The 15,125-nt window shown below is 65.5% G+C and carries 1 protein-coding gene; it reads right to left on the reverse strand.

What is annotated here, in order from left to right:
- Positions 1-158: 158 nt before the first annotated feature.
- A complete protein-coding gene (locus tag C2E15_RS21735) occupies positions 159-14,546 on the reverse strand; it encodes an Ig-like domain-containing protein (RefSeq protein WP_104957952.1) in 14,388 nt (4,795 codons plus the stop codon).
- Positions 14,547-15,125: the final 579 nt, after the last annotated feature.

Below are 15,125 nucleotides of genomic sequence, written 5' to 3' on the forward strand. Positions count from 1 at the left end.
TAGCTGTGGCGATGGCGGTGGCGGTGGCGGTGGCGGTGGCGGTGGCGATAGCGATGGCGGCGTAAAACAGGCGGGCCCGGCGCGGCCCATAAAAAACGGGGCGCGAACGCCCCGTGGTTGGCTGGTTAAGGGGGCGAACGCCCCCGGTTGTTCGCGGCTTACACCACATGCACCTGCAGGTTATGCTGCACCAGCACATCGCCCAGCGTATCGGTCGCCGCCAGCGCCGAGTTGTGATAGACGTCGAACAGCTGTCCATTCACCTCCCGTTGGCCAACGCTGCTCCATACCCCGCCGTCGGCATTCGCCAGCGTCACCTGATCGCCGGTCACCCCTTTGATCACCAGATCGTCCTCTGGCGCATCGGTAATGGCCAGCGCTTCCTTCAGATCGATCTTCACGCTGTTGGTGCCCGACTGGCCCAGATCCAGCACTTCGATATGCGAAATCTTCAGCCCCAGCGCGGTGAGGTCGAGCTGCATATGCTCGCCGTTCAGCACCAGCGTATCGGTGCCCGCGCCGCCGTCGATCTGCGTGAAGTTAAGATCGTTGAGGATAACCGTATCGCTGCCGCTACCGCCGGTAGCCGTCTCGCCCTGTTGCTGCGAGCCGTCAGCCAGCATGATGGTCACGCCGCCGATGGTGAAGGTGTCAGCGTTATCCGCCGTCTCCGCCGCCGCCGGAGTGACCGCCGCCGCCGTTTCGCTGACGCTGCCGGCCGCCGCGGCTGGGGTATCCGCCTCGGTGGTCAGCGTAGAGTCAACCACCGCCACTTTGCTGGTCGCCAGCAGCGCCGCGCTCTGCTCCGTGCCACCGGTCGCGTTTGCCATAGCGCTGTGATCCTGCGTCCCTTCGCTGGCCAGCGCCGCATCTGCGGAGACCGCCATCAGCGACATCGCCGCCACTTCAGCAGCGGTGGCCACCGGCAGCAGCGAGCCTAACAGCAGCGTGGTGGAGGTGGTGGCGCGGTTGCCCGCCACGTCCGCCGCGGTCACGGTGACGATAGAGTTAAGGTTCAGCGCCGTCAGCACGCCGCCGCTGAATTTCACGCTATAACGTCCCAGCGCATCGACAGTGGTTTGCTGGGTGGTGCCGTTCAGCGTGACGCTTATCGGCGTACCCTGCCGCAGGTTCAGGGTGCCGCCGCTGATGGTCAGACCGGTCAACAATACGCTGACCAGACTCAGCACCGGATCGACGCCGATCGCCGGCAGGTTGTGAGTGATAGCGTTAAAGCTGCTGCTGGTGGAGGCGACATTGCCTACCGCATCGCTGACTGACACATTCACTGAATGGCCGCCGTCGGAGATGTTGCGCAGCGTGGCTGACGGCACGCTGACGCTCCATGCGCCGTTGGCGCCCACCGTGGTGGTGTACTGCGTCCCCGCCACGTTAACGGTCACTGTCTGCCCTACCGCATTGGTGGCGGTGCCGCTGAGCGTGCCGGTCGCGTTCGCTTCCGCCGCGTTCAGATAGCCGTCGCCGCCAAAGTAGCTGTTCAGCGTGACGGTCGGCAGCGTATGGGTGCCGACCAGCACCGTGCCGCTGGTGGTGCCGCTAACGCCTGCGCTGTTGGTGACGCTGACGTTAACCGTCTGCGTACCGTCAGCGATCGCCGCCAGGCTGGCGGGTGGCACCGCAATGCTCCATGCGCCGCTGGCGCCGACGGTCCCGGTGTAACGGCTGCCTCCCAGCGTGACGGTTACGGTCGATCCTTCCGCGTTGCTGGAAGTACCGCTGATGGTCTGCGCCGTCAGCGCGTCGGCGGCGCTCAGCCGGCCGTCGCCAAACACGGTATTAAGGGTCAGGGTTGGCGGCGTATGGGTAATCACGCTGACGTTGCCGCTGGCGTTGGTGATATTGCCGTAGGCGTCGGTGGCGCGCACGCTGACCGTCTGGGTGCCATCATTCAGCGCCGCCAGATCGGTGCGCGGCACGCTCAGGCTCCAGCCGCCGCCGCTGCCGACGGTGGTGGTGTAGGTACGCCCGTTCAGCGTCACCGTCACGCTGCTGCCGCTGCTCAGATTGCTGCTGCCGCCGCTGATGGTTTGCGTGGCGTTAAGATCCGCCGCGCTCAATACGCCATCGCCAAAGATCGGGTTAACGGTCAGCGCTGGCGGGTTGTTCAGCCCTACCAGCAGGCCGGTGGTGACGCTGGAGACGTTGCCCACCGGATCGGTGACCGATACGCCCACCGTCAAATTACCGTTCAGCAGCGTGCCGAGAATATCAGGCGATACCGCGGCGCTGAAGCGACCGTCGCTGCCTACCGTGGCGTTCACCGTGGTATTACCGATATTGACCCGCACCTGGCTGCCCGCCGCCGCGTTAGCGACGCTACCGGTAATGTTCTGCGTCACCAGCGATTCAACGATATTAAGCACCCCATCGCCGAACAGCGGATCGAGCCGGATAACCGGTGGGTTATGGATGCCGACCAGCGCGCCCGCCGTACTGGTGTTGCTGTTGCCGGCGCTATCGGTCACCGTCACGCTGGCGGTCAGGTTGCCGTCCGCCAGCCCCTGCAGCAGCGCCGGCGTCAGCGCCACGCTGAAGGCGCCGTTGGCGCCAGCGGTGGTTGCCAGCGTCTGGCCGCCGATGGCGACGCTGACGCGCGCCCCCGGCTCGACATTGCCGACGGTGCCGCTGATGGTTTGGGTCAGCAAGGCATCCGCCACGTTCAGCAGGCCGTCGCCGAACAGCAGGTTAATGTTGATGGTCGGCAGCGTAACATCTACCACCAGCCCGCTGCTGGCCTGCGCGCTATTGCCCGCCGCATCGGTGACGCGGGCGCCAACGGTCAGGTTGCCTTCGGTCAGCGTGCTGAGAATAGCCGGCGTGACGGTCGCGCTGAAGAGACCATTATCGCCGACGACGGCCGTGACTGTGCTGTTGCCAATGGTGAGGTTCACCGTCGAACCGGCGGCGACATTCTGCGCTACCCCGGTAATGGTCTGGTTCGTCAACAGCTCCGCCGCGTTCAGGAAGCCGGTGCCGAAGATCGGGTTCAGGGTGATCACCGGCGCGGAGCCGAAGACGCCGATATTCACCGACTGCGAGGCGGTGTTGCCCGCCGGGTCAGTCACCTGCACACCCAGCGCCACTGTGCCACTCAGCAGGTTGCCGAGATCGGTCGCCGGAATGGTGACGCCCCAGTTGCCGCCTGCGGCCACCTGCGTCTGGTAGCTCTGGTTGCCGAGAGTCACGGTGACCGTCGAGCCGGTGGCGGCGTCAATCACGCCGCCGATGGTCTGGCTCTGACCCAGCTCGGCGATGTTCAGCAGGTTATCGCCGCCGAACAATCCGGTCAGGTTGCCGATCACCGGCACGCTATCGACGATAGCGGTAACGGTTTCACCCACGGTGCGCTGGTTGCCCGCGGCGTCGGTCAATGTCAGGTTGAGATCGATATCACCATCCTGCAGCAGACCCAGCACGCTCGGCGGCACCACAATCGCCCACTTGCCATCCTGCCCGACGTTAGCGGTCAGCGTCGTGCCGCCCAGCGTCAGCGCCACCGTGGCGCCGATGCCGGCCGATTCGGCGATGCCGCTGATGGTCTGGCCAACCGCGGTGTCGGCGGCGTTCAGGAAGCCGTCGCCGAAGACCGAGTCCACCACCAGGTTTAGCGCCTGGTTAACCACTTTATTCACCGTCAGCGTGGCGTCGGTAATGTTGCCCGCCTCATCGCCGACACGCACGCCCAGGACCAGCGGCCCTTCGGTCAGGCTGCCCAGCACCTCCGGCGTTAAATCAATGCTAAAGGTGCCGTCTGCGGCCACCACCGCCGTAGCGATCGGGTCGCCATCACCGAGGTAGACGCCGATAGTTTGCCCTTCCGCGCCGCTGGCACTGCCGGTCAGCACCTGAGTGGTCAGGATATCGGTGGCGTTAATGACGTTGTTGTCCAGCAGCGTGTTCAGCTGCAGCAGCGGCGCGCCGGTATCGACGGTAACGCTGGCAGGCGTACTGGTCACGTTGCCGGCCGCATCGCTAAGGGTGGCGGTAATTGGCGTTACGCCCTCGCCCAGCGCCTGCAGAGCGGCGGCGGGCACCGTGGCGCGCCAGCTGCCGTCGTTCTGTACGACGGCGCTGTAGCTATTGTCGCCCAGCGTGACCGTGACGGTGCGTCCCGCTTCAGAGACGGAGGCCGTGCCGCTGATCGCCTGCGAACTGGCCAGCTCCGCACCGCTGAGGAAACCGTCGCCAGTCACCGGGTCAACGGTCAGCGTCGGCGGCGTGCGGTCAATCAGCAGCGTCGAACCGGTAGTGACCGTACCCGCCGGACCGGTGGCGGTGACCGTCACCTGATAGCTGCCGTCGGTTGGGAAAGCGGCGGCATCCGGGGTGATGGTCCAGCTGCCGTCGGCGGCGGTCACCGTGGTGGTGCCGACCGGCGTGCCGTTCACCGACAGGGCGATGGTGCCGCCGCCGGCGTCAAAGTTGGCGAAGGTGCCGGTAAAGACCGGCAGCGCCTCGGTGGCGTTAACAATATTGTCGCCGTTTACCGAACCGAGCGTCAGCAGCGGGCCGGCCGGCGGCGTCAGATCGACACTCACCGTGGCGCTGGCCGTACCGGTGTTGCCGGCCGGATCGGTAATGCTGACGCCGATGGCGGCGCTGGGGGCAGTCAGCGCGCTCAGGGTTTCCGGCGGCACGCTGACGCTCCAGCCGCCGCTGCCGTCGACAATGCCGCTAAAGGCGGCGCCGCCGAGGGTGACCGTTACCAGCGAGCCCGGCTCGGCGCCGGTAGCAGTGCCGCTCAGGGTCTGCGCGACGATACTTTCCGCATAATCCAGCGCGTTATCACCGGTAAAGTCGGCGATGGTGATCACCGGCGCGCTGGTGTTGACGTTGAATTCACTCACCACGCTGCCGCTGTTGCCGTTGGCGTCGGTGGCGGTCACCGTCAGGCTACCGTTGCCCTGCGCCAGATCGCCGAGCGTGGCGGCAGGCACCGCCAGCGTCCAGCTGCCGTCACCGTTGACGGTCGCCGGATATTCCTGGCCGCCCAGCGTCACGGTGACGCTTTCCGCCCCGCCCGCGCTGCCGCTGAGCGTGACGCCCGCAGCGGCGTCGGCGCCGTTAAGCTGACCGTCGCCGAACGGCGTGCCGATCGTCGGCACCGGCGGCGTCAGCGCCGAGGTAAAGGTTTCGGTGCGCTGCACCACGTTGCCCGCGTTATCGATCACCGTAATCACGATATCGTGCGCGCCGTCGCCGAGGCCGTTAAGCGCCCCGGCAGGCAGGTTGACCGTCCAGTCGCCGTTTTCATCGACGCTGCCGCTGTAGAGCGTGCCGCCCACATCGATATTGAGCTGCACGCCCTGGTTGCCGCCGGTCGCGCCGGTATTGCCGCTCAGGCTCAGCGCACCGGAGGCCTCGTTGATATTCAGCACGCCGTCGCCGAACGGTGTATTAATCACCGGCACCGGCGCGGTGACAGCCGTGGTGATCTCCAGCGGCGTGGTGGTGCTGATGTTGCCCGCCACATCGCTGGCGGTCACGGTAATGGTGTGGGTGCCGTTGCTTAGCGAATCCATCTGCTCCGGCGTCAGATCCAGCGCCCAGTTGCCGGCGTTGTCCACCGTGGCGGCCAGCGGTCCGTCCAGCCCGCTAATCGACACATTCACCGTCTGTCCGGCGCCGGTCACGCCGGTTTGGCCGGTCAGCGTCTGGGTAACGTCCGCCTCCTCCGCATTCAGCGCGCCGTTGCCGAACGGTAGATCGAGCGTCGCCGCCGGCAGCGTGTTAACAACCACCTGCAGCGTATCGCTGTCGCTGTTGCTGTTGCCCGCCGCGTCGGTCGCGGTAACGATAACCGGCAGGGTGCCGTCCGGCAGCGCCTGTAGCTGTTCAGGCGTTAGCGCCACCGTCCAGTTCCCTTCGCCATCCACGGTGACCGGGTAGCCGGTACCGTTAATGGTGACGGTCACCGTCTGCGCGCCGGTAATGCCGGTGGTGCCGCTAAGCGTCGTGCCCTCGGCAGCTTCAACAGCATTCAGCAGGCCGTCGCCGAACGGCGTTTCCAGCGTCGGCGCCGGCAGCGTATTGACGATGGCAGTAAAGTCGGCGCTGGCGGTATCGCGGTTACCGGCAATATCAGTCACGGTCACGGTAATGGTGTGCGCACCGTCGCTCAGCGAACCGAGCTGCTGCGGCGTCAGCGCCAGCGACCAGTTGCCGTTGGCGCTGACGTTCGCCGTCAGCGGATCGCCGTTATTGAGGCCCTCAATCACCACGCTCACCGTCTGACCGCCGCCGGTGACGCCGGTCACGCCGCTGATCACCTGCCCTGCGGCCGCTTCAGCGGCGTTCAGTGCGCCATCAACAAACGGCGTATTGACCACCGGCGCAGGCTGGGCGGCAATCACCAGATCAACGCTGCCCTGCGCGCTGGCCGGGTTGCCCGCCGCGTCGGCGGCGCTGACCACGATCGGCGCCGTGCCGTCCGCCAGCTCGCTCAGGGCGTTGGCCGGTACCGTGATCTGCCAGTTGCCGTCGCCATCCACCCTTGTGATAAATTCGAGCCTGCCGATGGTCACCGTGACCGGCGTATCCGCCGGCAGGTTGGTGGCGGTGCCACTCAGGGTTTGTTCTATCGCCGCGTCCGCCGCGCTGATAACGCCGTCGCTAAACGGCGCGTTCAGGGTCAGGGCCGGCAGCGTATTGATGGCGACCGTCAGATCCAGCGAGGTGCTGTTCGCATTGCCATTGGCATCGGTAACCGAAATCACCACTGGCGTGACGCCGTCGCTGAGCTGCTGCAGATCGCCGCTGGGGATCGGGATCGAGAAGTTGCCGTCACCGTCGGCCGCGCCGCTGTAGGTGCGGTCGTTCAGGGTAACGGACACCAGCTGGCCGGGAGCGCTGACGCCGGTGAGCGTAATGCCCGCCAGCGCCTCCGCGAGGTTCAGCGTCTCATCGCCGCCGACACCCAGCTCAATGTTGGCCAGTGCCGGCGGCGCGGTATCAACGGTAAAGGATCCGCTGCTCTGCGCCGGGTTGCCGGCCACATCGGCCGCCGTGACCGTGATGGTATTGTCGCCCTGCGGCAGCGCCTGCGCCGCCGCAGACGGCACGGTGACGCTCCAGTTGCCGTCAATATCCACAGTAGTGGTGTAAGTCTGGCCGTTCAGGGTGACGGTCACCTCACCGCCCTCCGGCACACGCTGGCTGCTGCCGGTAATGATCAGATCATTCGCCGCCTCCTGCTCGTTGACCAGATCGTCGCTGGCGATCGGATCAACCGTGATCGTCGGCTGATTCGCCGCGCTGGCCAACACCGTTACGCTGCCCTCGGCGGTAACAGGGTTGCCTGCGGTATCCGCCGCGCTGACGATAACGTTCTGCTGGCCGTCGCTCAGCTGCGCGATGTCGGCCTGCGGCACGGTGACGCTCCAGCCGCCGCCGTCATCCACGCTGCCGGTGTAGCTGATGCCATTCAGGGTAACGGTAACGGTCTGCCCTGCCTGCAGATTAGTGCTGACGCCGGTCAGCGTCAGCGCCTCGCCCGCCTCCGCCTGGTTGAGATAGCCGTCGGTCGACACCGCATCCAGCGTCAGCGTCGGCAGATCGGCCGGGCTGGCCACAACGGTTAACGGCCGATCGAGGGTGGTGACGTTGCCCGCCGCGTCGGTCAGGGTGACGCTGACTGGCGTGGTGCCGTCAGGAAGTCCCTGCAGCGTGCTGGCGGGCACGGTGACGCGCCAGCTGCCGCCGTTCAGCACCACTGTCTGCAGCGTCTGGCCGTTAAAGTTGACCGTTACCGTCTGGCCAACTTCGCTGGCGCCGGCGGTACCGGCGATCACCAAATCCTGCAGCGTTTCCGCCTGATTCAGGGTATTGTCGCCAGCGATGGCGTTCAGGGTTAACGTCGGCGCGCTGTAATCGACGGTGACGGCGTTTTCCACCGTGCCGACGTTGCCGGCGGCATCGGCGACGGTCACCACAATCGGCAGCGTGCCCGCCGCCAGATCCTGCAGCGTGTCGGCATCCAGCGACAGCGTCCAGTTGCCGTTATTGTCCACTACCGCCGGGTAGCTTACGCCATCCAGCGACACGGTGACGGTTTGTTCCGCACCGGTAATGCCGCTGGTCCCGCTGAGGGTCTGCGCATTTTCCGCATCGTTAATATTGAGATAGCCGTCGGTGAACGGCGTGTTGATGGTCGGCGCCAGCACCGCGTTCGCTACCGTCAGGGTGCTGGTGGCGGTGGCCGGGTTGCCGGCCGCATCGCTAACGGTGACCGTCAGCGGATAATCGCCGCTGTTGATGCCGGCCAGCGCCCCGGCAGGCAGATCGAGCGTCCAGTCGCCGTCCGCGCCCACGCTGGTGGTCCAGTTCTGGCCATTGATGCTGACGGTGACCGTCTGACCTTCGCCCGCGTTGGTGCTGCCGCTGACGGTTACCGGCGCGGCCGATTCGACCGCGTTAATGCGGTTGTCACCGGCGATAGCATCGATGCTCAAAGTCGGCGTGGTGACGTCGACGGTGACGCTGCTATCCACGGTGCTGGTGTTGCCGGCGGCGTCGCTGACGGTAACCAGCAGCGGGCTTTCACCCGCCGGCAGCGCCTGCAAGGCCCCGGCGGGCAATGTCACGCTCCAGTTGCCGCTGGCATCTACCGTGCCGCTGTAGTCGGCGCCGTTCAGCGTCACGGTGACGCTCTGGCCGGCACCGGCAACGCCGGTGCTGCCTGACAGCACCTGCGGCGCGGCGCTTTCCGCCGCGTTAAGCAAGCCATCGCCAAACGCCGGCTGCAGCGTGGCGTCAGGCAGATTATTGATGGCGACGTTCAGGGTACTGCTGCTGGTGACCGCATTGCCCGCCGCATCGGTGGCGCTGACGCTCAGCGTCGCGCTGCCATCCGGCAGCCCGGCCAGCGCGGAAGCCGGGATGGTGGCGTTCCAGGTGCCGTTGGGATCGACGGTGGCGGTATAGGTGCGATCGTTAAAGGTCACGGTAATCGGCGTGCCAACCGGCAGGTTGGCGCTGGCGCCGGTGACCTGCAGATCCGTGGCCGCCTCGCCGGCGTTCAGGTAACCGTCATCGCTCAGCGGATTGATGGCCAGCCCCGACAGCGCGTTGTTTACGGTAAGGGCCAGCGTCTGCGAGGCGGTATTGCCCGCCGCATCGCTGACCGCCGCGCTGATGGTGGCGGCGCCATTGGCCAGCGCCCCCAGATCGGCGGCGGGCACGGGCACGCTCCAGCCGCCACCCGACTGTACCACGGCGCTGTAGGTTTGGCCGTTCAGCGTGAGAGTGACTGTCTGCCCCGGCTCAACATTGGTCGCCGTACCGCTCAGCAGCTGGGTAGTCTGCTGTTCGGCGCCGTCCAGCACGTTGTTGCCGGCGAAGTCGTTAATGGTCAGCGTCGGCAGGCTGGCCGCCGCCGCTTTCACCGCCAGCGGCGTCTCTACCGTGGTGGTGTTGCCGGCGGCGTCGCTGCCGCTTACGCTCAGGGTATAGCTGCCATCCGGCAACGCGCCAAGATCGGCGGCGGGAATGGTAAGCGTCCACTGGCCGTCGTCGCCGACGGTCGCGGTATACTCGGTGCCGTTCAGGGTGGCGGTGATGGTGTTGCCCGCCTCGCCGCTGCCGTTCAGGCTCAGCGGCTGCGTTACTTCGGCAGCGTTCAGCGTGCCGCCGCTGATCGGCGTATCCAGCGTAACCGGCGGCGCGCTGGTATCGACCGTGACGCTGGCGTTGCCGCTGGCGCTATTGCCGGCCGCATCGCTGACCGTCACCGGCAGCGTATTGGCCCCTTCATTTAGCGCGCCCAGCGCGGCGGCAGGCAGCGTAACGCTCCAGCTGCCGTCAGGAGCGACGGTGCCGGTATAGAGATCGCCATCCACCGTCACCGTTACCGTCTGCCCGGCACCCGCGACGCCGGTATTGCCGGTCAGCACGCCATTCTGTCCCAGCTCGTCGGCATTGAGATAACCATTGCCGAACGGTGTGTCGACGGTGACGGTCGGCAGCGCGGCTACCACAACATTAAGCGTTGACTCGCTGCTTACCGCCGCGCCGGTGGCGTCGGTGGCGGTGGCGGTGACTGTTTGCGGTCCGTCCGGCAGGCCGGCCAGGCTGGCGGCTGGCACCGTCACGCTCCAGCTGCCGTTCGCCGCCACCGTGGCGTTATAGGTCTGGCCGTTAAACAGCACCGCAACCGTGCCGCCCTCCGGTACATTGGCACTGGTGCCGGTAATCACCAGATCCTGCGCCGCCTCAATCGCATTGAGATAGCCGTCGTTCGCCAACGGCGCCAGCGCCAGTCCGCTGGTGGCGGTATTGACAGTAAAAGTGGCGTCAGCGTTGACGCTGTTGCCCGCCAGATCGCTGACGGTAACGGTCAGCGCCTGGCTGCCGTCATTGAGCGCGTTCAGCGCCTCGGCCGGCAGCGTCACGCGCCAGCTGCCGTCTGCTGCCACCAGGCCGGTGTAACTGGCGCCGTTCAGCGTCACGGTTACCGTCTGCCCCGCCTCGACATTGCTGGTGGTGCCGGTTAACGCCTGCGCCACCTGCTGCTCGGCGCTGTCCAGCACGCCGTTGCCGGCAAAGGCATCGACGGCGATGCTGACAGCCGGCAGCGAGCCTTGCGCCGCATCGACCGTGAGCGTAGTTTGCTGCGTCGTGACGTTGCCAATGGCGTCACGTTCCGCAACGCTGATGGTGTTTGGCCCTTCGTTCAGCCCGGCCAGCGTGGCGGCCGGGATCTCGACCAGCCAGAGGCCATTGACGCCGACGGTGCCGGTAAAGGTTTCGCCGTTGACGGTGACGGTGATGGCGCTGCCCGCTTCGCCGCTGCCGGTCAGCGCCAGAGGCTGCTGCTGTTCAGCCGCGTTCAGCAGGCCATCTTCCGACGGGGTATCGATCGTCAGCGCCGGCGGCGTGCTGTCCACGCGCAGCGTCGCCTGATCGCTGGTGCGGTTGCCGCTGGCGTCGCTGACCAGTACGTTAACCGGATAGCTGTTGCCGTTGGCGAGCGCGCCCAGATCGGCGGCGGGCACGCTGACCGACCAGCGACCGTCGCCGCCGACGCTGGTGGTGTAGTTGATGCCGTTAAGCGTCACGGTGACGCTGTCGCCTTCGCTGCCGCTGCCGCTGATGTTTAGCGGCGCGCCCAGTTCAGCGCCGCTAAGGATATTGTCTTCCGCGATCGGATCGAGGGCAAAGGCGGGCGCGGAGGTATCGATGGCAACTGGCGCCAGCGCCGTGCTGCTGGCCCCGTCGGGTCGGGTGGCGGTGACATTAAGATCGTAACGCCCGTCGGCCAGCGCCTGCAGCGCGCTGGCGGGCACGGTAGCGCTCCAGCTGCCGTCGGTAGCGACCGTTGCCGGGTAATCGACACCGTTCAGGGTGACGGTCACGCTGCTGCCCGCATCAACGCTGCCGCTGACCACCAGCGGACTGCCCTGCTCGCTGGCGTTGACCACGCCGTCGCCGGAAGGGGTATTGATGGTCAGCGTCGGCGTGCTGACATCCACGGTGACCGGCGTGGTGGCGCTGTTGGTATTGCCCGCCGCGTCCGTTACCGTTACCACCAGCGGGCTATCGCCCGCCGGCAGATCCTGAATGGCGGTAGCCGGTACAGTCACCGTCCAGCTGCCATCGTTATTGACCGTGGCCGGATAATCACTGCCGTTCAGCGAGACCACCACATTCTGGCCGCCGCCGGTCACGCCGGTAGAGCCGGTCAGGGTTTGCGCTTCGTTCAGTTCATCACCCGACAGCACGCCGTCGCCAAACGGCGTATCCAGCACCGGCGTCGGCAGCGGGGTCGCCGCGACGTTCAGCGTGGCGCCGCCGGTCAGGGTGCCGCCGCTGCCATCCGGCACGCTGGCGGTAATGGTTTGCGCGCCGTTGCTCAGGGCGCCGAGATCGGCCGCCGGCACGGTCACGCTCCAGCTGCCGTCCGCCGCTACGGTGCCGCTATAGTTGATGCCGTTCAGGGTGACGGTGACCGGCGTGCCTTCCGCCACCTGCGTGGCGCTACCGCTAATGATCAACGGCTGCTGCGCCTCTACCGCGTTCAGGTAGCCATCGTCGGAAATCGGCGCGATTGCCACCGCGCCGCCGCTGCCCGGAGGGGCGACGGTAAAGGTATCGCTGGCGCTGGCGCTGTTGCCCGCGACATCGCTGACGACCACGCTCAGCGTCTGGCTGCCGTCGGCCAGCGCCGCCAGATCGGCGGCCGGCACGGTCACGCTCCAGACGCCGCCCGCCTGCACGGTGCCGGTATAGTCAACGCCGTTCAGGGTCACGGTGACAGTCTGTCCGGCGCTGACGTTAGTGGTGGTGCCGGTGACCTGCTGATCGACCGCCTGCTCGGCGTTATTCAGCTGGTTGTCGCCGGTGAAAGCATCAAGCGCGACAGTTGGCAGCGCGGCGGGATCGGCGACGACCGTCAGCGGGCTGCTGCTGGTCGCCGTGTTGCCGTTGGCGTCGGTCGCAGTGACGCCCAGCGCATAGCTGCCGTTGGGCAGCGCAGCGAGGTCGGCGGCAGGGATATCCAGCGACCACTGGCCGCTCTGCGGCACGGTGGTAGTGTAATCGGTACCGTTCAGACTGACGGTGACAGTTGTGCCCGCTTCGCCGCTGCCGCTAACGGTCAGCGGCGCGGACGCTTCGGCGTTGTTCAGGTAGCCGTCGCCCGCCAGCGGCGCATCGAGCGACAGCGCCGGCGGCGCGGTGTCGACGGTCAGCTGGCTCTGCTGGGTATAGACGCCGCCAGCGGGGCTGGTCGCCGTGACGTTAACCGTATAGGGACCGTCGGCCAGCGCCGCCAGATCGGCGGCGGGCACCGTCAGCGACCACTGGCCGCCGTTGCCTACCGTCGTTTGATAGCTGACGCCATTCAGCGTCACGCTGATGGTGTCGCCGGCGCTGCCGCTGCCGCTCAGGGTTAGCGGCTGCTGCTGCTCCGGCCCGCTGAGGATATCGTCGCCGGCAATCGGATCAACGGAGAGCGTCGGCGACGCCTGGCCCGGATCGACCGTGACCGGCGTTTCGCCGAGGCTGCTGGTGTTGCCCGCTGCGGTGGTGATGGAGACCGCGACCGCATACTGCCCCGCATCCAGGCCGGAAAGCGCACTGGCGGGGATGGTCGCGGCCCAGCGGCCGTTAGCCTGCACGGTAGCCAGATAGTCCACGCCGTTAAAGGTCACCGTGACCTGGTCACCGGCGGTGCCGGTACCGCTGATAATCAGATCCTGCTGCAGCTCATCGCCGGTAAGCTGGTTATCGCCGGAAATCGGCGTATCGACCGTGCCGGCCGGCGGCGGCGCGGTGTCAACGTTGACGCTGCCGGTAGCGGTGCCGCTGTTGCCTGCGGCATCGGTGACCGTCACTGAGATCGGGTTAGCCCCCTGTGGCAGATTTTGCAGCGCGCTGCCGGGCAGCGTGACGCTCCAGCTACCGTCGTTACCGACGGTGCCGGTGTAAGTATTGCCGCCGAGAGTCACGCTGACGGTCTGGCCCGCGCCGGTGACGCCGGTGTTGCCGGTCAGGGTTTGATCGCTGCCGGCTTCATCGCCATCCAGCGTGCCGTCGCCGAACGGCGGGTTGAGCGTTGGCTGCGGCGGCGTAACCAGCACGTTAAGCTGGCCACTGTCGCTGACCGCATCGCCGGTGCTGCTGGTCACGGTCGCGGTAATGGCCTGCGCGCCGTTCGCCAGGCCCGCCAGCGCCGAGGCTGGAATGGTCACGCTCCAGCTGCCGTTGCCGCCGACCGTACCGGTATAGTTTACCCCGTTAAAGGTCAACGTAACGGTGCTGCCCGCGGTTACGCCGGTTGTGACGCCGCTGATGACCAGCGGCGCCTGAGTCTCGCTGTTGTTAAGGTAGCCATCGCCGCTGATGGGTTCGGTGATGGTAATCGTGCCCTGCACCGGCTCCGGAATGCCGCCGCCGTTATCGCCGCCACCGTTGTCCCCGCCGCCATTATCGCCGCCGCCGTTGTCCCCGCCGCCATTATCGCCGCCGCCGTTATCGCCGCCGCCGTTATCGCCACCGCCATTATCGCCGCCGCCGTTGTTATTATCGTCACCGCCACCGCCACCGCCACCGGCCGAGGCGATGCCGACGCCCGCCAGGCCCAGCACGCCCGCGATCCCGACAGCCGTCGTCAGGTTATCGCCAATCAGCGCATTATCCGCCAGCAGCAGCGGGTCGATATCGCCAAGGGATTCATAAGTCGGCGTCACGGTCATCGCCGTCGAAGCATCTGCGGCTTCGCTGGTCATTGGGAACAGCGCATGTTCCGGCGGATTGACGCCGTCATCAAACACCAACTCACTGTGCTGGCCGCTGGCGTCGTCAAGGAAGAAACGCTGATAGCGCACCACAGTGCCGTCCTGCATATGCAGGATCAAATCGTCGCCCTGACGTTCAAAAGAGGCCACCATCGCACGTGTGCCGTTAACGCGTACCACGCTGGGTTCGCTGAGTAATACGTTACGGGAAGCATTGCTGGTGTTTTGCGAGATCAAGGTGCCGTTTTCGCGTGAAATAATATCGACGCGCCCGGAGGAGAGCTGTGCCATCTGAAACCCCTTTTTGCACAAGTTGAGGTAACGTTTGAAATAATCAAAGTAAAGAAATGTTTATGGTTAGCATGGGACTGCGGAAGCCGTTACACGTCTTTAGATTGAAGCTTTCCTGGTGCAAGTCAGGGATAGTGACAGAGCAATAAGATCGTCAACCCTGGTTAAGTCAGATAAAACGCTATTTTTTGAGTTTTTAACGTTTCAGATATAATCAAAAACCGCTGCGCTGGTCTTGAATAATTTTTATCGGAACCATAAATGAAAACGATTTAAATGGTAAATAAACCTTATGTTGGAAGGTATGCAAAGGTCAAATTAGTTAACAGAATGCATGTTAAATATTTGTGTTATGAAGAGGTTAGCCACGTGTGTCACACGCGGCCAGTGCGGAGAAATTTCTTGCTGAGGTCGTCCGGCAGGCTAAAAAGGGCCAGCGATTATTTTTGTGGATTGGTGATGATTTGCACAAAATCAGGGCACCCTTCAGGCAAGCCTGCACCGCAGACGCGCACCCTCTACCTGCGCAGATAGACCTTCCCCACGAGGCCGAAAAAGCGTCAAACGGCCACGACAAAT

Origin of the sequence: Mixta gaviniae (genome assembly GCF_002953195.1) — a bacterium.
GTDB classification, from domain to species: Bacteria; Pseudomonadota; Gammaproteobacteria; order Enterobacterales; family Enterobacteriaceae; genus Mixta; species Mixta gaviniae.

Bases quoted from the DNA above. Each gene is read 5' to 3' on its own strand.
- C2E15_RS21735 (WP_104957952.1), bottom strand. From the start codon at position 14,546: ATGGCACAGCTCTCCTCCGGGCGCGTCGATATTATTTCACGCGAAAAC.